Source organism: bacterium (assembly GCA_035370465.1).
GTDB lineage: Bacteria > Ratteibacteria > UBA8468 > B48-G9 > JAFGKM01 > JAGGVW01.
This window is the reverse complement of the sequence record DAOOVW010000028.1, coordinates 1-21,327: the sequence shown is the minus strand read 5'-3', so window position 1 is coordinate 21,327 and position 21,327 is coordinate 1. Positions and strand designations below refer to the sequence as shown.

Annotated in this window: 23 protein-coding genes; 17 read left to right on the top strand and 6 right to left on the bottom strand. The window is 30.8% G+C overall.

Features of this window, described 5'->3' with window-relative positions; translation table 11 throughout:
• The 15 genes from PLW95_05260 to PLW95_05190 form a co-directional block, all read left to right on the top strand.
• Nucleotides 1-916, top strand: a 916-nt coding sequence (locus tag PLW95_05260) for a site-specific DNA-methyltransferase (protein ID HOV22071.1), incomplete at its 5' end; no start/stop codon positions are given.
• A gap of 9 nt (nt 917-925) precedes the next feature.
• The gene (locus tag PLW95_05255; GenBank protein HOV22070.1) at nt 926-2,050 is read left to right on the top strand and encodes a hypothetical protein; all 1,125 of its coding nucleotides are present in this window, start codon (nt 926-928) and stop codon (nt 2,048-2,050) included.
• Between the two features lie 14 nt (nt 2,051-2,064).
• Entirely contained in the window at nt 2,065-2,610 is a 546-nt protein-coding gene (locus PLW95_05250; protein HOV22069.1) for a 2-oxoacid:acceptor oxidoreductase family protein, read from the top strand.
• Entirely contained in the window at nt 2,598-5,558 is a 2,961-nt protein-coding gene (locus PLW95_05245; protein HOV22068.1) for an intein-containing RctB family protein, read from the top strand. Before PLW95_05250 ends, PLW95_05245 begins: the two co-directional genes overlap by 13 nt.
• 323 nt (nt 5,559-5,881) lie before the next feature.
• The gene (locus tag PLW95_05240; protein HOV22067.1) at nt 5,882-6,931 is read left to right on the top strand and encodes a zinc-dependent dehydrogenase; all 1,050 of its coding nucleotides are present in this window, start codon (nt 5,882-5,884) and stop codon (nt 6,929-6,931) included.
• Nucleotides 6,924-8,051 carry a bifunctional diaminohydroxyphosphoribosylaminopyrimidine deaminase/5-amino-6-(5-phosphoribosylamino)uracil reductase RibD gene (gene ribD, locus PLW95_05235; protein ID HOV22066.1) on the top strand — a complete coding sequence of 376 codons (1,128 nt, stop codon included), beginning with the start codon at nt 6,924-6,926 and terminating at the stop codon, nt 8,049-8,051. The genes PLW95_05240 and ribD overlap by 8 nt, the downstream gene beginning before the upstream one ends.
• A complete protein-coding gene (locus PLW95_05230; protein ID HOV22065.1) occupies nt 8,036-8,617 on the top strand; it encodes a riboflavin synthase in 582 nt (193 codons plus the stop codon). Before ribD ends, PLW95_05230 begins: the two co-directional genes overlap by 16 nt.
• A gap of 30 nt (nt 8,618-8,647) precedes the next feature.
• Nucleotides 8,648-8,992, top strand: coding sequence for a hypothetical protein (locus PLW95_05225; protein ID HOV22064.1), 345 nt, complete (start codon nt 8,648-8,650; stop codon nt 8,990-8,992).
• Between the two features lie 135 nt (nt 8,993-9,127).
• On the top strand, nt 9,128-9,688 hold the full coding sequence (locus PLW95_05220) for a M48 family metallopeptidase (GenBank protein HOV22063.1): 561 nt from the start codon (nt 9,128-9,130) through the stop codon (nt 9,686-9,688).
• Between the two features lie 495 nt (nt 9,689-10,183).
• Entirely contained in the window at nt 10,184-11,425 is a 1,242-nt protein-coding gene (locus PLW95_05215) for a bifunctional 3,4-dihydroxy-2-butanone-4-phosphate synthase/GTP cyclohydrolase II (protein HOV22062.1), read from the top strand.
• Nucleotides 11,418-12,218: a hypothetical protein gene (locus PLW95_05210; protein ID HOV22061.1), complete on the top strand. Its 801-nt coding sequence runs from the start codon at nt 11,418-11,420 to the stop codon at nt 12,216-12,218. The genes PLW95_05215 and PLW95_05210 overlap by 8 nt, the downstream gene beginning before the upstream one ends.
• A gap of 284 nt (nt 12,219-12,502) precedes the next feature.
• The gene (gene ribH / locus PLW95_05205; GenBank protein HOV22060.1) at nt 12,503-12,970 is read left to right on the top strand and encodes a 6,7-dimethyl-8-ribityllumazine synthase; all 468 of its coding nucleotides are present in this window, start codon (nt 12,503-12,505) and stop codon (nt 12,968-12,970) included.
• A gap of 56 nt (nt 12,971-13,026) precedes the next feature.
• On the top strand, nt 13,027-13,437 hold the full coding sequence (nusB, locus tag PLW95_05200; protein ID HOV22059.1) for a transcription antitermination factor NusB: 411 nt from the start codon (nt 13,027-13,029) through the stop codon (nt 13,435-13,437).
• 325 nt (nt 13,438-13,762) lie between these two features.
• On the top strand, nt 13,763-14,338 hold the full coding sequence (locus tag PLW95_05195; GenBank protein ID HOV22058.1) for a DJ-1/PfpI family protein: 576 nt from the start codon (nt 13,763-13,765) through the stop codon (nt 14,336-14,338).
• Nucleotides 14,339-14,758: 420 nt separating this feature from the next.
• Nucleotides 14,759-15,727, top strand: coding sequence for a lysylphosphatidylglycerol synthase transmembrane domain-containing protein (locus PLW95_05190; GenBank protein ID HOV22057.1), 969 nt, complete (start codon nt 14,759-14,761; stop codon nt 15,725-15,727).
• Here the strand turns inward: PLW95_05190 and PLW95_05185 are convergent.
• The 6 genes from PLW95_05185 to PLW95_05160 form a co-directional block, all read right to left on the bottom strand.
• Nucleotides 15,678-16,643: a 1-phosphofructokinase family hexose kinase gene (locus PLW95_05185; GenBank protein ID HOV22056.1), complete on the bottom strand. Its 966-nt coding sequence runs from the start codon at nt 16,641-16,643 to the stop codon at nt 15,678-15,680. The two genes, PLW95_05190 and PLW95_05185, sit on opposite strands and share 50 nt — an antisense overlap.
• Nucleotides 16,644-16,666: 23 nt before the next feature.
• Nucleotides 16,667-16,840 carry a 30S ribosomal protein S21 gene (gene rpsU / locus PLW95_05180; GenBank protein HOV22055.1) on the bottom strand — a complete coding sequence of 58 codons (174 nt, stop codon included), beginning with the start codon at nt 16,838-16,840 and terminating at the stop codon, nt 16,667-16,669.
• A 31-nt stretch (nt 16,841-16,871) separates the two neighbouring features.
• A complete protein-coding gene (locus PLW95_05175; protein HOV22054.1) occupies nt 16,872-17,024 on the bottom strand; it encodes a hypothetical protein in 153 nt (50 codons plus the stop codon).
• Nucleotide 17,025: 1 nt separating this feature from the next.
• Nucleotides 17,026-17,844, bottom strand: coding sequence for a purine-nucleoside phosphorylase (locus PLW95_05170; GenBank protein ID HOV22053.1), 819 nt, complete (start codon nt 17,842-17,844; stop codon nt 17,026-17,028).
• A gap of 421 nt (nt 17,845-18,265) precedes the next feature.
• A complete protein-coding gene (proC, locus tag PLW95_05165) occupies nt 18,266-19,075 on the bottom strand; it encodes a pyrroline-5-carboxylate reductase (protein HOV22052.1) in 810 nt (269 codons plus the stop codon).
• 20 nt (nt 19,076-19,095) lie between these two features.
• Nucleotides 19,096-19,620: an SIS domain-containing protein gene (locus PLW95_05160; protein HOV22051.1), complete on the bottom strand. Its 525-nt coding sequence runs from the start codon at nt 19,618-19,620 to the stop codon at nt 19,096-19,098.
• Nucleotides 19,621-19,783: 163 nt separating this feature from the next.
• On the opposite strand from PLW95_05160, the gene porA reads away from it, so the two are divergent.
• Both porA and PLW95_05150 read left to right on the top strand, forming a co-directional pair.
• Nucleotides 19,784-20,983: a pyruvate ferredoxin oxidoreductase gene (porA, locus tag PLW95_05155; GenBank protein HOV22050.1), complete on the top strand. Its 1,200-nt coding sequence runs from the start codon at nt 19,784-19,786 to the stop codon at nt 20,981-20,983.
• 9 nt (nt 20,984-20,992) lie between these two features.
• Nucleotides 20,993-21,327, top strand: a 335-nt coding sequence (locus PLW95_05150) for a pyruvate ferredoxin oxidoreductase (protein ID HOV22049.1), incomplete at its 3' end; no start/stop codon positions are given.

Below are 21,327 nucleotides of genomic sequence, written 5' to 3'. Positions count from 1 at the left end.
AATGCGATTTGATTTAAAAGAACTAAAAAAGTATGAAGAAAAATTTAAAAATAAATTCCATACAAATAAAATTAAAGTTAATGATGTCAATATCATAGAAATAAATGGGACAATTCAAAAAATATTTGTAAAAAATTCAATGTTAATGAGTGATTTACCTGATAATAGTACTCATCTAATGATAACTTCGCCTCCATATTTTGATACAAAAATGTATTCAAGAAAACCTATAGAAAATGACCTTGGCAATATTCATGATATTGATGAGTGGTTTGACAAAATAAGTATAGTATGGAAAGAAGTTTATAGAGTATTACAACCAGGAAGAAAAGCATTTATAAACATTATGAATCTCCCTTTACGACTTGGAAATGGTAGTTTTAAAACTTTAAATTTAGTTGGGAGAACAATAGATATATGTGAAAAAATTGGATTTATTTTTAAACGGGATATTATATGGCATAAAACAAATGCGGTTCGTGCTCATTTTGGAACATACCCATACCCGGGTGGAATTTTGATAAATAATATGCACGAATTTATTCTTGAATTTGATAAACCTGAGAAAAAAGGATTTAATAAATATGGTCATTTAAGTAAGGAACAAAAAGAGCAATCAAAATTAGACAAAGAATTCTGGCTATCTATAAAAAAAAGTGATGTCTGGGTGATGAAACCTCAGGGTAGTGGTGATAGACGCAATCATATTGCTCCCTTTCCTTATGAACTTCCTTACAAGTTAATTAAAGCATTCAGTTATATTGGAGAAACAGTTCTTGACCCGTTTGTTGGTTCTGGAACTACGCTTTTAGCATCTGCAGATTTAAAGCGAAATGGAATTGGATACGAAATAGTGCCAGAAATTGCAAATGATGCAATAATATGTTTAAAGAATTATCAACCAAAACTTTGGTGAGGTAAAAAAATGAAATTAGATGGGAAAACAATATATGCCCAATCCAGCGATATAAAATCTCGCACTTATTTAGAATATCGTAAAGATATGAAGAAAAAAGCAATTGCTGAATTGGAAATATTAGAGTGGTTAGAAAATAAAGTAAAAGAAATGTTTCCTAGAAAACAAGTTAAAGTTTATAAATCAGGTGGAGATAAATTTTTGTGGTTTTTAAGAAAAGGCGGGATTTCAAGAGACCCTGATTTTATTGCAGAGATAAATGATGGGAAAATAGGATTTGAGTTTCAATATACCGAGAAGTCAAATTTAAAGTTTTATGATTTCAAGATCTCAAAAGTTGCAAAAAAGAAAGGGGACCAATACAAACCCATTGAAGGAAAATTGTTCGTGTATATACATAGACCATTACTAAAATATGCAATTTTTAAGCCTGAGTTAATTATTAAAAATGGTGAACGTGAAATGGTTGAAGCATGGCGAAGTTATGGTTTTAGAGTACCAAAAGAAAAATTTGAAAAATTACTTAAATCAGATACTGCTTTAAAAAATGTTTGTCAAAGAATAGATATTAAAAATTTCATTCTTAATTTTCAACATGAATTAATAGATATAAATAGAGAAAAACTTTCAATTTTACTTCAAAGTGTAATTGATGAAAATAACATTGTAAAAATTATTCCAAAAGACCTTGAAAGTTTTTTCAAAGTATGTTTTATTCTGGATAATCTAAATAAGATTCCACAAAATATAAATCTGTGGTTTGTATACCTTTTAAGTTATGTAAATAAAAATATTCTCCTTGAAGATATTTCTAAGATTGTTTATTGTATTGATTTCCTTTATTCTAAAACTGAATTACACCCCAATGAACTTATTTTGCTAATCAAAAAAGTCAGAGAATTAATGCTGATGATTAAAGAATCTTATCAAAACGATGGTTCTTATAAATCATCAATAAAGGCATCTCCAGTAGATGAAACAAGATATGCTTTATTTTCAATCAATCTTTTGGAGGATTTAATACAAGATATGATTTATTATTATTCTGTAACAGAATTAAAACCAGTGAAGAAAATATATGAAAATTTAGAAAATATAGAGAAAACTTATGAATTGATTAAAAGTGCAAAATAAAAAGGGACAAAAAAATGAGAATAGTTATTGGTGGGACAGGGGGACAGGGTATTTTAACCTTAGGGAAAGTTATATCCTATGCGTGTATAAATAGAGACCTGGATGTTTCTTGCTTTCCTGTATATGGTGCAGAAATGAGAGGTGGTTATGTTCATTGTATCTTAACAATTTCAAATGCAGAAAATATTTTATCCCCAATTTCTTCTGAATGTGATGTAGGTATTTTTATGGAGGAAACATCATTTAATATACTTTCTTCATATCTAAAAAATGAAGGAATAATTATAAATAATAGTTCACTTATTAAAAACAACAATAAAGGTAGTGTATATCAATTTCCTGCAACTGAACAGGCAGAGAAAATTGGGAATAGTAAAGTAAGCAATATGTTTTTTGCAGGTCTTGTTATTCCATTTATAAAAAAGTTCTTCAATGAATTTAAAAAAGAAGATATGTTTTATGGAGTTGACAAAGTTATAAAAGAACAGAAAATGAGAAAATTAAGTAAGGAGGCAATTGAAATTGGATTTGAATATGCAATAGAAAAATGGAAAATATAAAAAAAATAAGTGAATATAAATGGATAATACCAAAAACAGATGGAATGAGAGTTGATGGAGTTATTTTTATTTCTGAGAAACTTCTGCAAAAAGCAATTGAAGATAAAGCAGTGGAACAGGTAATAAATGTTGCAAAACTTCCTGGAATTGTAAAATATAGTTTAGCAATGCCCGATGTTCACTGGGGATACGGCGCTCCAATTGGTGGTGTTGGTGCTTTTGATATAGAAAGTGGTGTAATTGCCCCTGGATTTGTGGGGTACGATATCAACTGTCTTGTTGGAGAGACAAAGATATTGCATAAATATGGTTATTATTTACCAATTGAAAAATGTGATAAAAAATGGGGAGAAATTGTCTGTTTTAATAAAGAAAAAACAAAAAAAGAAAAAGGCGAGATAATAAATTTTATCAAAAGAAAAATTTATGATGATATTTATGAAATTAAAACTGAAACAGGTTATAAAATTAAAGCAACAAAAGAGCATCCTTTCTGGACAGAAGAAGGGAAAATTGAGGTTAAAGACCTGAAAATTGGTGATTCAGTAATGATTTTTCCTTTTAAGGGTGTTCCATACCAGGAAATGTCTGATGAAACAATTCTTGATATTGAAAAATTTAAAGAAGTTGCATATCAATTCAATAAAAACACCAATGGCAATTCTTTATCTCAAATAATAAATCAATTAGAAAAAAGAGAACTTTTACCTTTGAAATATAATTCTCCACATTTACCTGAAATATTAAAAATTATTGGATATATTTTAGGCGATGGCAGCATTTCTTTCTTAAAAGATGGACAGGGTTTTCTTATTTCATTTTCAGGTAAAAGCCAAGAAGATATAAAAGAAATAAAAGAGGATATAGAAAAACTTGGATTTTTACCCTTTATGAATTGCAGGAAAAGGAAACATAAAATAAAAACAGAATATTCTACTTATGAATTTGAAACAACTACATATGAATGCCAGACATCTTCAAGGTCATTGGCATTATTTTTAATATCATTAGGTGTTCCTTATGGCAAAAAGACATTTTCAAACTTTTATATACCTGATTGGATATTTAAATTACCTTTATGGTGTAAGAGATTATTTCTATCTTCTTATTTTGGAGCAGAAATGAGTTCTCCAAAATGGTTGAAAAATAATAAGTTTAATTTTTATTGTCCTATTGTTTCAATGAATAAAGAAAAACAATATTTAGAAAGTGGAATAAAATTTTTCAAACAAATTGCTAAAATTCTTGAAGAATTTGGTGTAGATACAAAAAAAATCAGTGTAAAAGAAATAAAAACAGGAGAAAATAACATTACAAAATTCCGTATAAGATTAATTCTTTCTTCAAAATTAGAAAATTTGTTAAATCTTTATGAAAAAATAGGGTTTGAATACAACAGAGAAAAAGAATTTTTTGGGAATATTTTCACTTTTTATTTAAGGAAGAAAAAAAATATACTAAAAGAAAGGGGAAAAGCAGAAAAAGTTGCAATATGTCTAAAAAATGCAGGATATAGTTTTGAGTCTATTTATTCAAAAACACAATCTGAATGGGTAAATAGGAGATTTATTGAAAGGTCAGTTTATGAAGGAAGAAAAACAGAACCAAGAATTTCTTTTTCTTTCAATGGTATTTTTGAAATTTTAAATGAAGTAAGAACAAAAAATGGAGAATCTGGTTTTGTATTTGATAAAATCGTTGAAATCAAGAAAATACAATATGAAGGGTATGTTTATGATTTAACAATAAACCATAAATCTCATAATTTTGTTGGTAATAACTTTCTTGTTTCAAATTGTGGAGTACGACTTATAAGGAGTAATCTTACAAGAGATGACATAGAAGATAAACTTTCTGAATTGGCAAATGGCCTTTTTTATAATGTTCCTTCTGGTGTTGGTTCAACAGGAAAATTAAAACTAAAAAGGAAAGAACTTGAGAAAGTTATTGTTGAAGGAGCGAAATGGGCAGTAAAAAATGGTTATGGAATAGAAGATGATTTGGAAAATATGGAAGAATATGGGTGTATGGAAGGAGCGGACCCATCAGTCATAAGTAATAGAGCATACGAAAGGGGTTTACCACAATCAGGAACCTTAGGTTCTGGAAATCATTTTCTTGAAATACAACAGGTTGTAAATATTTATAACAAGGAAATAGCAGAAAAGTTTGGAATATTTGAAGGACAGATTACAATTATGGTTCATACAGGAAGTCGTGGCTTTGGATACCAGATATGTGATGATTATTTAGATAAATTTGGGAAAGTCGTTCTTAAATATGGGATAAAACTTCCAGACAGACAACTTGCCTGTGCTCCTTTTAGTTCACCAGAAGGGAAAAGATACTTTTCTGCTATGAAGGCAGCAGCTAATTATGCATTTGCAAATAGACAGGTAATAACTCACTGGATAAGAGAGACATTTTCAAGAATTTTAAAACAGCCATGGGAAAAGCAAGAATTATTTGTTGTTTATGATGTTGCTCATAATATTTGTAAACTGGAAACACATAATGTTGATGGAAGAATGAAAAAACTACTTATTCATAGAAAAGGGGCAACAAGAGCATTCCCAAAAGGACACCCTTCTTTACCGGAAAAATATAAAGATGTTGGACAACCAGTTATAATTCCAGGAACAATGGGAACTGCTTCATATATATTGGTAGGAACTGAAAAAGCACTTGAAGAAACATTTGGTAGCACCTGCCATGGAGCAGGAAGAACATTATCAAGACACCAGGCAATAAAACAGGCAAAAGGGAGAGAAATTGATGTTGAACTCAGTAAAAAAGGCATAATAGCGAAATCAGTGAGTAGAAAAGGACTTGCAGAGGAAATGCCAGAAGCATATAAAGATGTAGATGAAGTAATAAAAGTTGTTGAAGGAGCAGGAATATCAGAAAAAGTCGCAAAAATGATACCTATTGCTGTAATAAAAGGATAAAATAAAAGGGAGTAAGTAATTTCCCTCTTTGAAAAAGGGGGATTGAGGGGGATTTTAAGAGGGAATTTAATAAAAATCCATCCCATCCTTCCCTTGGAAAGGGAAGGAGTATAAGTTCCCCCCTTTAACAAACCGACTGAGGTAGCAAAGATTTACAAGCAGAGTTGGTGCCGTAATGTATTTCAATAGGCACAACGGGGATTGAGGGAGATTTCCACTTCTCACATCTTACTTTTCACATTTCATTTGTCTTTGTGAGAAAGTGTGGAGTGAATTTGATTAGACAATTTGGGCAGTACCAGAAAATAAGGAGGGAGGAAAAAATGAAAGCGGCTGTTTTTTATGGTATTGAAGACATTAGAATAGAGGACTTTAAAGAACCAACTTGTAATGAAAATGAAGTTAAAATAAAAGTTCACTATTGTGCAATATGTGGAACTGATGTGAGAATTTACTTCTCTGGACATAAAAAAGTAAATCCACCTGCAATAATTGGTCATGAAATAACAGGTGAAATAGTAGAAATCGGTAGAAATGTTAATTATCCAGAAATTAAAGTTGGAGATAGGATAACCCTTGTAACATCAATTGGATGTAAAAAATGTAAAATGTGTCAGAAGGGATATTATAATTTATGTCCAGATACAAAAGCAATTGGGTATTATTATCAGGGTGGATATGCTGAATACCTTGTTGTTCCAGAAGAAGCAGTAAAACAGAAAGTAATTTTAAAATTACCTGATAATGTTTCTCTTATTGAAGGGACTTTGATTGAACCACTTTCCTGTTGTATAAATGGCCAAAAATACTTAAATATCAATGATGGAGATAATGTTGTTATTTTTGGAGGTGGACCTATTGGTTTTATGCACTCTGTTTTAGCAAAAGCACAAGGAGGTAGTAAAGTAATAATTGTTGACCCTGCTTATGAACGACTTGAAAAATTCGGTAAGAGTTTTCCTGATATAATTTTACTGGATGGGAAAAGTAATTTTAAAGAAAAAATTATGCAAATTACTGATAATGTTGGCCCGGATGTTGTCATAACTGCCTGTCCTTCAAAACAAGCACAGATAGATGGAATAGAACTTCTTGCTGAAAAAGGTAGAATAAGTTTTTTTGGAGGACTTCCAAAAGATGATTCAAGAATTACAATTGACTCAAACACAATTCATTATAAAGAACTTTCTGTATTTGGTTCCTTTGCTTCAAATAGAGAGGACTATATAACTGCTTTAAACTTAATATCAGAAGGGAAAATTGATGCAAAAAAATTTATTACAATGACCCTTCCACTTGAAAAAATTACAGATGGAATAAAAGCAGTAAGAAAAGGTGAAGTTCTAAAATGTGTTATTGAAATAAATGGTTGACCATATAAAACTTTTAAAACAGGCAATTAAATTGGCAGAAAAGGGGAAAGGGCTTGTAAGTCCAAACCCTATGGTGGGTGCTATAATTGTCCAGAAAAGTAAAATTGTTGGGTCAGGGTATCATCAGTGTTTTGGTATGCCACATGCAGAAGTTGAAGCAATAAAAAAAGCAGGAAAAAATACAATTGGAGCAACTTTATATGTAAATCTTGAACCATGCTGTCATTGGGGAAAAACCCCACCCTGCACAGAAAAAATAATATCTTCAGGAATAAAAGAAGTTATCTCCTGTATGAAAGACCCCAATCCAATAGTAAATGGAAATGGATTTAAAATCTTGCAGGAAAATGGAATAAAAGTCCGACTCTTCCCTGTTGAGGGGGCTTTTCAATTAAACCAGCCATATATAACATATATAACAAAAAAAAGACCTTACATAATTTTGAAATGGGCTCAAACAATAGATGGGAAAATTGCAACAAAAACAGGTGATTCAAAATGGATAACAGGGGAGAAAGCAAGAAAATTCGTCAGAGAAAAAAGATTTGAAATAGATGGGATTGTAGTTGGAATAAATACAGTTCTTGCAGATAACCCTTTTCTTGATTATATTCCTCCTCAATTTGAAGTAAAAAAAAAATTACTTGAAAGAAAAAGATATTATAAAATTATAATTGACCCACATTTAAAAACACCTCTTGAAAGTAATATATGGAAAAATGAAAAAAGTAAAGTTTTAATTTTTATTTCAGATAAAGTAGATAAAGAAAAAATATCTTTTTATCACCAGAAAAAAGAAAACTTTGAATTTGTTTGTCTATCTACGGAAAATGGGAAATTTAAAATTGATGAATTTCTGGGCCAATTATATAAAAAAGAAATTGGTATTATAATGGTAGAAGGTGGGAAAAATGTCCTGACATGGTTTTTTGAAAACAGAAAAGTTGATGAATTTTTAATATTTATAGGAAATAAGATAATAGGTGGAGAAAATTCAATAAATGTAATAGGTGGAAAAGATATTGAAAAAATTAGTGAAAGTTTTTATTTAGAAAATAGGAAAATTGAATTTTTTGATGATGATATTTTAATAAGGGGGAAAGTATGTTTTCAGGAATAATTCAGGCAACAGGAACTATAAAAAATAAAAGAGGGAAAGGGGATATTACAGAACTTGAAATTGAATGCTTCCCTTTATATGAAAAACTCCAAATTGGTGATAGTATTGCAGTAAATGGTGTTTGTCTTACAATTGAGGGCAAAAAAGAAAAATGCCTTTTTGTTTCCATAACAAAATTCACAGAAAACGAAACAAATTTAGGACAACTAAAAATAAGGGATGTTGTGAATCTTGAACCACCTTTAATATTAGGAGATAAAATCAGTGGCCATTTTCTAACAGGGCATATTGATTTCAAAACAAAAATTTCTTCATTTATAAAATCATCTCAAACAGGCAAAATTGTATTGGATATTCCTCAAAATTACAGAAAATATTTTGTAAATAAGGGAAGTATTGGAATAGATGGAATCTCTTTAACAATATCAGAAATAAAGGGAAACAGAGTTGAAGTGAACATAATCCCATATACAATAGAAAACACAAACCTCAAATATAAAAAGACAGGGGACATAGTAAACATAGAAATAGACATCCTCGCCAAATACATTGATGCCCTCCGTTAACTTACGAAGTTAACAAGTGCATGAAAATCAATGACTTATACCAATTTGACACCAGAGATAATAAAGGACAACACAATAAAATTCCCTTCTTTTTTAAAACCCTGTCCGACACACACTTTGGAGGAAGGGATTATGCTCGTTCTTGGAGTATGCCCAAGGAAGAGATTTAATTTCAGGCACAAAGTAAAGACCCCCTCACCCCACCCTCTCCCCACTGGGGAGAGGATAAAAAGAGAGGGGGAACAAAAAAGAAAAATGCGATCTTCCTTATTTCTTCTCTCCGCTGGGGTTCATGCCCAATTTTATTGTTCCACCATTGAAATTCCTCTTTTTATTTCTTCTCCCCCAAGGGGAGAAGATTATGCTCACCCGTAGGGTCCTCGCTTTTGGCTACGGATCCCCTCAGGACTACGCCCGAGGGATGAGGGGGAAAAGAGAGGGAGATTAAGAGGGATTTTAAAGAGGTTATTCTCTCTACTTAAATATGAAGTGGTTAAGGGAAGATAAAATATGGAAACGATAAAAATAAAGGATAAAAAAATACCATACAAAAAGGTCTATAGGAAAGTTAAGTATCCTCGTTTAGAATTCAAAACAGGAAATTTATCTGTCATATTACCTGAAAATTATTATGGGGAAGAACAATTGCTGGAAAAACATAAGGAATGGGTTTTTAAAAAATTTTGTTTTATTGAAGAGACATTAAAAGAAGCAAAAAAGTTAGAGTTAAAGTCAAAGGTAGATAAGAAAATTTTTACTAAAAAAGTAGAAAAAATTGCGAAAGAATATTCAAGTGACTTAACTGTCAATGTAAATAAAATATTTTTTAGAAAGATGAAAACAAAATGGGGAAGTTGTAGTTATGATGGGAATTTAACTATCAATAAATTATTGATGTTTCTTCCTACAAGATTTGTTAGGTATATTGTTTTCCATGAAGTACTACATAGAATTTACAGAAAACATAATAAAGAATTTTATAACATAATTAAAAAGAAATTCAAGAATTCAGATAAAATAGAAAAAGAACTTTTTTCATACTGGTTTTTACTTACAGACAGGAAAAGTTAAATTCCTTTAACAGGTACTCTTTGAAGTAGAAGGCAGAGAGTAGAAAGTAGCGAGATAAAAAGAGTTAAGGCACAAAGTCCAAAAATTTCAAGGTGCTTATTTTAGTGTCCGACTCGTAGTGTGGCGGATAAGAAATGAATTCAAAGCACAAAGGCACAGAGAGACAATAAATAAAAATCCATCCCTACCTTCTCCTCCACTATGAAAAATCAGGGTATTTTAACAAAGTTGAAAAATTTAAAAAAGAAATTCAGGAAGTAAAAAAATCGCTTTTTAAAGAGATTAATACCAATTTGACAACGGATATAGAGTAAATATTTTCCCCTCACCCTTTCCCCTCGGGCGTAGCCCTACGGGCGAGCCTCTCCCCTATGGGGAGAAGGTGGGGGTGAGGGGGGATTTTATAAATGGAATTTTTAACAGACAAAACTGGATAAGGGGAGATTTTGAACTTTTGCTATAAATTCTTTTATAAAAATGTGGTAAAATAATAAAATGGAAGAAAAAATTTTTTCAAGTATTGAAGAAGCAATTGAGGATATAAGAGAAGGGAAATTTGTTATTGTTGTTGATGATGAGAACAGAGAAAATGAGGGAGACCTTGTTATTGCCGCTGAAAAAGTAAAACCAGAAGATATAAATTTCATGGCAAAATATGGGAGAGGTCTTATTTGTGTTGCCCTTCTTCCCGAAAGGTTAAAGGAATTAAATCTACCTCCAATGGCAGTAGAAAATACTGCTTTACATGGGACTGATTTTGCAGTAAGTGTTGATGCTTCTTCTGGAATAACAACAGGTATTTCTGCTTATGACAGAGCATTTACTATTAAACTTTTAGTTGATAAGAAAACAAAACCATCTGACCTTGTAAAACCAGGGCATATTTTCCCAATAAGAGGTAAGGAAGGAGGAGTTCTTATAAGGGCAGGTCATACTGAAGCATCTATTGACCTTTCCCGTCTTGCAGGATTATATCCAGCAGGTGTTATATGTGAAATTATGAAAGAAGATGGCACAATGGCAAGGTTGCCTGACCTTGTTGAATTTTCTAAAAAACATAATTTAAAAATAATAACTATAAAGGATTTAATTAAATACAGAAGAAAAAGAGAGAAACTTGTTGAAAGAGTTGTTGATACATTTTTGCCTACTGAATTTGGTGATTTTATTTTATACCTTTATACTGATAAAATTGAAGGAAGAAACCATATGGCTCTTGTGAAAGGCGATATAAAATTGAAAGATGAAAATGATAGTGTTCTTGTAAGGATGCATTCTCAATGTATAACAGGAGATATTTTCAGGTCTGTAAAATGTGATTGTGGAAAACAACTTTATAAGTCAATGGAAATGATTCAGAAAGAAGGCAGAGGTGTAATTGTTTATTTACCACAGGAAGGAAGAGGTATTGGAATTACAAATAAAATAAAAGCATACCATATTCAAGAAAAGGAAGGACTTGATACAGTTGAGGCAAATTTAAAATTGGGGTATCCACCTGATTTAAGGGAATATGGAATTGGAGCACAAATTTTAGTTGATTTAGGACTGAAAAGAGTTAGATTACTTACAAATAATCCCAAAAAAATAGTAGGACTGAAAGGTTATGGGATTGAAATTGTTGAGAGGGTCCCTATTGAAATTGAACCAACAAAATATTCAGAAAAATATCTTAAAACAAAAAAAGAAAAGATGGGACATCTAATAAAAATAGAAGGAGAAGACGAAAATGAATAAATTTCCAAGAACAATAGTAGGTGGTATTTCTTTACCAAGATTAATATGTGGAACTAATTGGCTTTTAGGTTATTCTCATACAAGTTCTGGACAAAATAATTTTATAAAACAATATATGGATGAGGAAAAAGTTGTTGAAATTTTTATGACATTTTTAAAGTATGATATTGATGCAGTTATGGGACCACCAAATGATTTCCTTGTAAAATGTATAAAAAAAGCAGAAAATAAAAGTGGGAAAAAGATAATGTATATTTGTACTCCCGGGAAAATAGAAGAAGTTGAATGGGCAAAAGAAAATGGAGCAACTTTTTGTTTTCCACATCAATCAGTTACTGACACATTTGTTAATAGAGAAAAAAAGACTATGGAAGGAATTGAGGTCTGGCTTAAAAAAATAAGGGAATTTGATATGATACCAGGTCTTTCAACCCATACACCAGAAACAATTCTCTATGCTGACAAAGAAAACATTGATGTTGAAAGTTATATCCAGCTTTACAATGTTTTAGGTTTTTTGTGTCAGGTTGAAATTGAATGGATTCATAACATCATACACGAAGCAAAAAAGCCGGTTATGACCATAAAACCATTAGCAGCAGGAAGAATTTCTCCTTTTCCAGGACTTGTTTTTGTATGGAATACGATAAGAGATATTGATATGGTGACAATTGGATGCATGAGTCAATATGAAGTTGAGGAAGATATCAATCTTTCACTTTCAATACTTGAGAAAAGAAAAACAGATATTGAATTACAGAAAACAAGAAGTAAAAAATCATTTGAGATTTAGTAGTGTCAAAAAATAGATGAAAAAAGAGATGAAAACCCCCCTCACCCTAACCCCTCGGGCGTAGATTCATAAACGAGCCTCTCCCCGGTGGGGAGAGGGAAGAAAGAAAAAGGGGAGAGGCGGAAAGAGAGGAAATGCTCCCTTCCTTTTTTCTTCTCCCCTGTGGGGAGAAGATTATGATGAGGGGAAATATAAAGACATATAAAAACCTTAAAAGACAAAGAAAAGGATTATAAAAGCTATAGCCAATTTTGACAGAACCTGAAAATTAGAAAGGGGGAGATATGAAAACAATAGAAGGGAATTTAGATGCCAGAGACAAAAAGTTTGGGATTGTTGTTAGTAGATTTAATGAGTTTATTACAAAAAAGTTGCTTGATGGCGCAATTGATTGTATTGTCAGGCATAATGGAGATGAAAAAAATATTGAAGTTATATGGGTTCCTGGAACAGTAGAAAGTGTATATGCTATCAGTAAAATTTTAAATTCCGAAAAAAAATATGATGCTATAATCTGTCTTTCTGCTGTTATAAGAGGGGAAACACCTCATTTCGATTATGTTGCATCACAAATATCAAAAGCAATAACCCAATTTAATATGGAAAACAAAGTCCCTGTTATATTTGGAGTTATAACTGCTGATAGCACAGAGCAAGCAATAGAAAGAGCAGGAACAAAAATGGGAAACAAGGGATGGCAAGCAGCACTTTCAGCAATTGAAATGATAGACCTATCTTCAAAAATTAAGTAATACTTTCTCCAGACCTGGTCTGGAGGACCTTGTGTAGAGGAAAACTTGAAAATTAAATGAAAAGAAGAAGAGGTAGAGAGCATGCTTTGAAAATTTTGTATATGGCTGATATAAGGGATGAGAACCCGCTTGATTTAATTGATGAATATTGGCTTATGAATGGGGATGAAGAACAGGATGTTAAAAATTTTGCAGAGAAAATTGTAAAAGGGGTTTTTGAAAATAAAGAAAATGTTGATAAAAACATTTCTTCTACAATTGTCAACTGGGATTTTAATAGATTGGGTGTTATAGATAGAAATATTTTAAGAATAGGCACTTATGAATTACTTTTTGAAGAAAAAATACCTGCTGTGGTTTCAATAAATGAAGCAATAGAAATAGCAAAAAAATATGGAACAGAGGACTCACCAAAATTTATAAATGGGGTATTACATAAAATAAAAGACAATATAAAAAAACAATAAAAATTTTAGGTAGTATCAAAAAATTAGATGAAAGAGAAATGGGAAATAAAAATCCCCCTACCCCCTTTTACAAAGGGGGAAATCAAGCACCAACTCTGAGAAACAAGGTAAGCAACTTTAGTCGGTTTATAAAAGGAAGATAAAAGAGGAAGAAAGAACACAAGCCCCCCTCACCCTTTCCCTCTCCCCCAAGGGGAGAGGGAAGAAAGAAAAAAGGGGAAGGGATATAAATAAATACTTATAAAAACATTAAAAGACAAAGAAAGGCATTATAAAAGATATTAACCAATTTTGGTAGAACCGCCGCCAAAAAGAGGGGGATAAAATGAAAATTTTAAGAATGTTTGTTGTTTTTCTTTTTCTTACTTCATTTTTGCATTCAGAAACAACTAATAAAATTTTAATGATAATTGCTTTTGACCAGTTCAGGGATGAGGAATATGCAAAACCAAGAAAAATACTTGAAAATAGTGGTTATAAAATTGTTGTTGCTTCATATAAAACTGGAATTGCAAAAGGTATGCTTGGTAGTAAAGTAAAAGTTGATATATCATTAGAAGATGTTAAAGTTAATGAGTATGATGGGGTTATTTTTGTTGGAGGAAGTGGTGCCTCAGTATATTTTAATAACCAGACAACTTTAAAAATAGCAAATGAATTTTATAATAAAGGCAAGATTGTTGGAGCAATATGTATTGCACCTGTAATTTTAGCAAATGCAGGGCTTCTTTCAGGTAAAAAAGCAACATGCTGGCCCTCTTATGAAAAAACATTAAAAGAAAAAGGAGCGGTCTGGTCAGATAAAAATGTTGAAGTTGATGGTTCTATAATTACAGGAAATGGTCCTGCTGCTGCAAATGAATTTGGTGAAAAATATCTGAAATTGCTTAAATCTAAATAAAAGACTCAGTCAACTATGTTGTCTGAAAAGCACAAAGTAAAAGAATATCAAGGGAAGGGATAAATCGCAGGATCCATTGGACACAAAGGCACAGAGGTAAAACAAAGCAAAATTCACTTTAACTCCAGTAGTGTTTGCTGAAAAAAGCCCCCCTAAAGAGGGGAATTACTTATCAGTTAACAAAGGATAGAATTTTTATTCCCTTTCTTTGTAAAACCGACTAAAGATACTTCCTTGTGCCTCTGAGTTGGTGCATTCCCCCCTCACCCTTTCCCTCTCCCCAAAGGGGAGAGGGAAAAGATAGGAAAGAGGGGATTTTACTGCCTTTTTTATTTTCTTCTCCTCTGGGGGAGAAGAAAGATGAGGGGAAATATCTTTAATTTCTGTGCCTTACTAACGGAATTCATTGAACATATACAAATGAAAAAAGTAATCTCACTGCTATTAAAAATATCTATAAGTGGTATTTTTTTATTTATTGTCCTTAAAAAAATAAACCTTTCACTTCTTTCTGAAATTTTTAAAAATTCAAATAATTTTCTTGTATTAACAGGACTTTTTATTTTTATTGGGACTTCCTTTCTTATTGCTTTTAGATATTTTTTAATTGTTAATATTTATTTAGGTAAGAAAAAACCTGTAATGTATATCTGGAAATTAACTATGATAGGACTTTTTTTCAATATGTTTCTACCAACATCATCTGGGGGAGATGCAGTTAAAATTTTCTACCTTATTAAGGACGATGAGAAAAAAATGTTGCCTGCAATTTCAGTACTTATTGATAGATTTATTGGTGCTATTACAATTTTAACTATGGGGACTTTTGCTTTATTTTTTTCACAAATTAATGACCAGAGAGTAAAAATTTTCATTTTTTCTCTGACTGGCATTACACTTTTTTTCTATTTCTTTTTGAGTTATAGAAATTTTGCTAAAAAACTTTATAACCCTATTGGGAAAATACTTCCATCATCTTTTGATGAAAAATTGAGGACTACTTATTCGCTATTTAATTTTTATTTCAAGGAAAAAAAGACAATATTTTTTTCACTTATTATGAGTTTTTTTCTCCAATTTCTTTCAGTGGTGGGAAATTTTTTTGTTGCCGTTGGTTTAATTAAAGAATATTTACCTTTATCTATATTTTTTATTTATACTCCTCTTATCTGGGTTTCTACAATTATCCCTTCAATAGGTGGAGTAGGAGTAAGAGAATTTACATATGTTTTCTTTTTTAAAAATTATTTAGGAGAAGAAAAGGCATTTGCCCTTTCTTTAATTGTTTTGTTTTCTATTATAATACAGGCAATAATTGGTTATATAACTTTTCTTACTTTCAAGGGACAAAATTTTTCAAAACCCAGTCATAATCAACATCAAAAATAGTCGTCTTATTGTATATACCCATAACTTCCTTTTTATCTGGCATTTTTGTTCCCTCTTGTTTTGCTTTACCTGTTCCACATGCAATTGCGTATCTTAAACAATCTTTTAAATTCTTATTGTTTTTCAAAGAAAATAAAAATCCAGCAATAAAAGCATCTCCACAACCAACCGAACTTTTAACTTTAACTTTTGGCACATTCCCATAAAGTATTTGTTCTTTTGTAAATACAAAAGTCCCTTTTTCTCCAAGAGTTAAAATTATAATTGATATATTTTTATTTAATAAATTACCAACAACACTGACTAATTTTCTCCCATTTTTTATTTTTTCACCCATACATCTTTCTAATTCCCATAAGTTTGGTTTTATTATGTATGGACTGCTTTCAACAGCATACTTTAAAACATCTCCGTCTGCATCAACAAAAGTTATTAGTTGAAATTTTTTTAACTTATTTAAAATTATTTTATATGTATCTTTTTTAAAACCAGATGGTAAACTCCCGCTAATTGCAATTATATCTCCCTTTTTATAATTCAAGCACATAATTTTTTTAAAGAGTTGTTTCTTTTCTTCATAACTTATTTTTGGCCCTTTTTCATTAAATCTTAAAATTTCACCTTTTTCAGAAATAAAATTATAAACATTTCTTATTTTTTCTTTTATTTTAATATAAATAGGAATAAGTCCTTCTTTTTCAAGAATTTTTGGGTATATATTTGAATTGTCTTTTGTGCAGAAAGTTATAGGAATTGATTGTTCACCTAATTTTAAAAGCATTCTTGCTATATTAACACCCTTCCCTCCCGGGTCAATTCTCTGGTGAGTTATTCTGTTAATATCATCAAACTTTATTTCGGGAACATAAAAAGAATAATCAACACTTGGATTTAAAGTCAATGTATAAATATTCACTCATCATTTTCCTTCTTACCTGTCTAATAAGTTCTTTGTCTTGAATATTGTGATTGAGGTCTGTGTTTTCTTGCTTTTTTTCTCCTTCTTATTTGACTTGGTTTTTCGTAAAATTCTCTCTTTTTTACCTCTTTAATTATTCTTTCTTTTTCAACATCTCTTTTAAATTGTCTAAAAATTCTGTCAAAATCACTCATTTAATTGTTTCACCTCTCTTTCAATAAGATTCTAAACCTCATCAACTTTTTTAAAAAGGATACTTCCACAATGATGACAGCATTTTTCATTTTCATCATAACTATCAATAATTAAACATTTCCTGCATCTTATTGTAACTCTTTTCTTCTTTTTCGAATTTTCTTCTATTTTTTTATTTTTCATTTTAATAATTTATTATAATGTTTTTAAATAATTTTGTCAACTTTGGTTCAGAAGAATTTGCTATTTCAACTATTTCATCAAAAGTAAGTGGTTTTAAAGCATCAGGTAGTCCCATATCCGTAATTACAGAAACGCCAAAAACATTTAATCCCAAATGAACTGCTGCAATAACTTCAACAACAGTTGACATACAAACCATATCTGCCCCAATTAATCTTAAAAACCTATATTCTGCTTTTGTTTCTAAATTGGGTCCTAAAAGTCCAACCAACACACCTTTTTTAATTTTAATTTTATTTTCAATTGCTATGTCTTCTGCTAACTCTATCAAATTTTTTGAATAAGGATTACTCATATCAGGAAATCTTGGTCCAAATCTTTCATCATTTTCACCTACCAATGGATTATATCCTGTAAGGTTTATATGGTCTGTAATTATTACAATGTCCCCTCTTTCAAATAAAGGATTTAACCCTCCCGAAGCATTTGACTCAAATAATGTCTTTATACCCAATTGTTTCATTACCCTTATGGGAAAAGATATTTGAACTGCACTATATCCCTCATACAAATGAAATCTACCCTGCATTGCAACAACATTTTTATTTCCTATTTTCCCAATTAACAGGTTCCCTTCATGTGATTCAACAGTTGAGACAGGAAAATCAGGTATGTTTTTATATGGAATTACAATTACATCTTCTATTGTTTTACCAAATTCTCCAAGTCCAGTTCCAAGTATTATACCAATTTCAGGAACTACTTTACTTTTACTCCTTATATACTCAACTGCCTTGTTAACTTTTTCCCATTCACTCATTTTTTCCCCCTATGTTATAATAGGTTTTACCAAAATTGATTAAAGTTTTTATCCGAAGGATCCTTTGGATAAGTTTTTAAAAGTTCTCTCAAAATTGTATAAGCATACCTCTTCTAAAATCCCGTAAGCATAACTTATCGCTTCGGTGTAGGGATGGTCTGTGAGCAAAACTCTAAACCCTTCTGTGTAAGACAATCCATCCCGTCCTTCCTTTTATAAAGGAAGGAGTGATACTTCCCACTTTGAAAAAGGGGGATGAAGGGGGATTTAAATAAATCCATCCCTCGGGCATAGTCCACAGGATCCGTAGCCAAAAGCGAGGACCCAACGGGCGAGCCTAACCTTCCCCTCTACAAAGATAGACGGGTAAACCTTAGTAAGGGAAGGAGTATTTTTTTTCCCCTTTTGTTATACTAAAATTTTATTTTTTACTATTCTTTGAAAGCTCTTTACTTCTTTTTTCACTTTTCTCTATTACTTTCTGAAAAATATCAGGAAATTTATTCTTTTCAAAAATTTCAATTCCCGCTATGGTTGTTCCTTTTGGAGAACAGACCATTTCTTTTAACTCTTCTGGTGTTTCATTTGAATAGAAAAGTAGTTTCCCACTTCCATAAAAAAGCGTTTTCACAAGAGAAATTGTTTTTTTTCTTTCTATTTTTTTCTTTTCACATATTTTTGTAAGCACATCCGCAATATAAAAAATAAAACCAGGACCACTACCTGAAATAGCAGTTATTGTATCAAATTTATTTTCTGGCATCTGTAAAACAAGTCCTAATGGAGAAAAAATTTTTTTAAGAAAGACATCATATTTTTTCTCTTTTGCATTTTTCCCTTTACAATAGACAATTATTCCTGCCTTTACCTTAATGTTTAAGTTTGGCATAACTCTTATTACAGGATTTTTATTTTTTAATTTCCCCTCAATTTTTTTTATTTTTACTCCCGCTGCTATTGAAATTAAGAGTTTTTTTCTATCCAGAAATCCACTTATTTCTTCAATAACTTTTTCTATATCATCTGGTTTTATTGCTAAAAGAATAATATCTGTTTTTTTTGCCAATTCAGTATTTGTTTCTATTCTATAATCTTTTCTTTTTGCAATTGAGATTTTATTTTTATCTTTATCAGAAACAAATATATCTTCTTTTTTAAAATACCCATATGAACAAAAACTCTCAGCAAAAATACTGCCCATATTACCAAAACCAATTATTCCTATTTTCATTTTCAAAATTTTATCATAATTTATTCTAAATTTGTATGCCCTTTTTTAAATTTCTCCTCGCTTATTTTATATTTCTCTCTTAAATAAAGAATAAATGACTCCAAGAAAATAAAAACACATTGTTCAAAAAGAGAATTTCCAAACTGGACTGAATTTTTGTTCGGTATATAAATTTTAAAGTCAGAAATTTCAGAAAGAGAACTTTTTTTCTGGGAACTTATTACTAAAATTTTTGTTCCTTCTTTTTTTATTCTTTTTGCTAATTCAATATTATATTGTTTTTCTCCTGAATAAGAAATAAAAATAACTAAGTCATTTTTTGAAGATGATGGAGTAATTGTTTCTCCAACTACATAACTTTCATATCCAATTTGTCTTAATCTCATAGCAAACATTTTCCCAACAAGTCCACTTCTTCCAACTCCACATATAAATATCTTTTTATTTTCTTTTAAATTTTTCTCTAAAATTTCAAAGTACTCTTTTTTTATATTCGCAAGGCATAATTCAATTTCTTCAATAACTTTTTTTATTTCTTTTTCCATACTTCTATTTTATCTAAAAATTTGACAAATTAAAAGTTTTATTATATCCTTTTATCAAAAATATATATCAAAATCATATTATCTCATTTCTTTTAAAACCCTGTTTAATTTAGGGAAAAATGGAAATAGAACAGTTTTGACTTGAAAATAAAAGGAGAAAGAGATGGAAAAAACAAAAAACATAGTTGCAAAGACAGGAAATGAGGCATTTGCTGAAGGTATGAGACAAATTAATCCTGATGTTGTTGCTGCTTATCCAATTACTCCAGCAACTGAAATTGTCCAGATTTTTTCTCAATTTGTTGCAGATGGACTTGTTGATACGGAATTTGTTGCAGTTGAAAGTGAACATTCTGCAATGAGTGCATGTATCGGTGCATCTGCTTCTGGGGCAAGAGCAATGACAGGGACTTCTTCACAGGGACTTGCTTTAATGTGGGAAATGCTTTATATTGCTTCTGGATTGAGATTACCAATTGTAATGGCAGTTGTTAATCGTACTCTCTCTTCCCCAATAAATATCCACTGTGACCACTCAGATACATTTGGAGCAAGAGATTCTGGATGGATACAGATTTATTCTGAAAATGTTCAGGAAACATATGATAATATTTTTCAGGCATTAAGAATTGCCGAACATCCTGATGTTAAACTTCCTGCAATGGTAACTACTGATGGGTTCATTTTAAGTCATTGTTTAGAAACATTGGAGATACTTACAGATGAGCAGGTTAAAGAATTTATTGGCATCCCTCCTGAAAGGGATAATTTAATTAAGAGTTTAATTGAAAACAAACCAATAACAATTGGTGCTCTTGACTTACAGGACTATTATTTTGAACATAAAAGACAACAGGCAGAAGGAATGAAAAATGCTTTGAAAATTATTCCAGAAATAGGGAAAGAGTTTGGAGATAAGTTTGGAAGATATTATGGGTTTTTTGAAGAATACAAATTGGATGATGCAGAAGTTGGGATTGTTATAATTGGCTCAACTACTGGAACTGCAAAAGAAGTTGTTGACCAGATGAGAAAAGAAGGGAAAAAAGTTGGACTTTTAAAATTAAGAGTTTATAGACCTTTTCCAGCAGAAGAAATAGCAAAAGTTCTATCTAAATTAAAAGTTCTTGGAGTTGTAGAAAGAGTTGAAGGAATGTCTGGTTTTGTTTCACCTCTTTATTCTGAAATTTCATCTTCTCTTTATCATTATGAAAAAAGACCAACACTGGTTAATTTTGTCTATGGATTAGGTGGAAGAGATGTAAAATTAGAGGATATAAGAGATATTTTTGATGAACTTTTAAAAATTTCAAGTACAGGGAAAAAAGAATTCACATTAAAATACATTGGAGTAAGAGAATAGGAGGCAAAAATGCCAAGTTTAAAACAACTTTCAAAAAGAAATGAAAAATTTGTTTCAGGACATAGGTTATGTGCTGGTTGTGGAGCAGGTATTACTGCAAGACAGGTTATGCTTGCAATTGACAAACCGGTAATTGTTGCAAATGCAACTGGCTGTTTAGAGGTAGCAAGCACAATTTTCCCATTTTCTGCATGGAATGTTCCATGGATACACTCTGCTTTTGAAAATGTTGCAGCAACAATAAGTGGAATTGAGGCAGCATATAGGTCATTAAAAAAACAGGGGAAAATAAATATTGAAGATGTTGTTTTTGTTGCCTTTGGTGGAGATGGAGGAACTTATGA

Bases quoted from the DNA above. Each gene is read 5' to 3' on its own strand.
- PLW95_05195 (HOV22058.1), top strand. From the start codon at position 13,763: ATGAAAATTTTAAGAATGTTTGTTGTTTTTCTTTTTCTTACTTCATTT.
- PLW95_05250 (HOV22069.1), top strand. From the start codon at position 2,065: ATGAGAATAGTTATTGGTGGGACAGGGGGACAGGGTATTTTAACCTTA.
- porA (HOV22050.1), top strand. From the start codon at position 19,784: ATGGAAAAAACAAAAAACATAGTTGCAAAGACAGGAAATGAGGCATTT.
- PLW95_05240 (HOV22067.1), top strand. From the start codon at position 5,882: ATGAAAGCGGCTGTTTTTTATGGTATTGAAGACATTAGAATAGAGGAC.
- ribH (HOV22060.1), top strand. From the start codon at position 12,503: ATGAAAACAATAGAAGGGAATTTAGATGCCAGAGACAAAAAGTTTGGG.
- PLW95_05160 (HOV22051.1), bottom strand. From the start codon at position 19,620: ATGGAAAAAGAAATAAAAAAAGTTATTGAAGAAATTGAATTATGCCTT.
- rpsU (HOV22055.1), bottom strand. From the start codon at position 16,840: ATGAGTGATTTTGACAGAATTTTTAGACAATTTAAAAGAGATGTTGAA.
- ribD (HOV22066.1), top strand. From the start codon at position 6,924: ATGGTTGACCATATAAAACTTTTAAAACAGGCAATTAAATTGGCAGAA.
- PLW95_05210 (HOV22061.1), top strand. From the start codon at position 11,418: ATGAATAAATTTCCAAGAACAATAGTAGGTGGTATTTCTTTACCAAGA.
- PLW95_05255 (HOV22070.1), top strand. From the start codon at position 926: ATGAAATTAGATGGGAAAACAATATATGCCCAATCCAGCGATATAAAA.
- proC (HOV22052.1), bottom strand. From the start codon at position 19,075: ATGAAAATAGGAATAATTGGTTTTGGTAATATGGGCAGTATTTTTGCT.
- PLW95_05175 (HOV22054.1), bottom strand. From the start codon at position 17,024: ATGAAAAATAAAAAAATAGAAGAAAATTCGAAAAAGAAGAAAAGAGTT.
- PLW95_05245 (HOV22068.1), top strand. From the start codon at position 2,598: ATGGAAAATATAAAAAAAATAAGTGAATATAAATGGATAATACCAAAA.
- PLW95_05215 (HOV22062.1), top strand. From the start codon at position 10,184: ATGGAAGAAAAAATTTTTTCAAGTATTGAAGAAGCAATTGAGGATATA.
- PLW95_05220 (HOV22063.1), top strand. From the start codon at position 9,128: ATGGAAACGATAAAAATAAAGGATAAAAAAATACCATACAAAAAGGTC.
- PLW95_05190 (HOV22057.1), top strand. From the start codon at position 14,759: ATGAAAAAAGTAATCTCACTGCTATTAAAAATATCTATAAGTGGTATT.
- PLW95_05170 (HOV22053.1), bottom strand. From the start codon at position 17,844: ATGAGTGAATGGGAAAAAGTTAACAAGGCAGTTGAGTATATAAGGAGT.
- PLW95_05225 (HOV22064.1), top strand. From the start codon at position 8,648: ATGACTTATACCAATTTGACACCAGAGATAATAAAGGACAACACAATA.
- nusB (HOV22059.1), top strand. From the start codon at position 13,027: ATGAAAAGAAGAAGAGGTAGAGAGCATGCTTTGAAAATTTTGTATATG.
- PLW95_05230 (HOV22065.1), top strand. From the start codon at position 8,036: ATGTTTTCAGGAATAATTCAGGCAACAGGAACTATAAAAAATAAAAGA.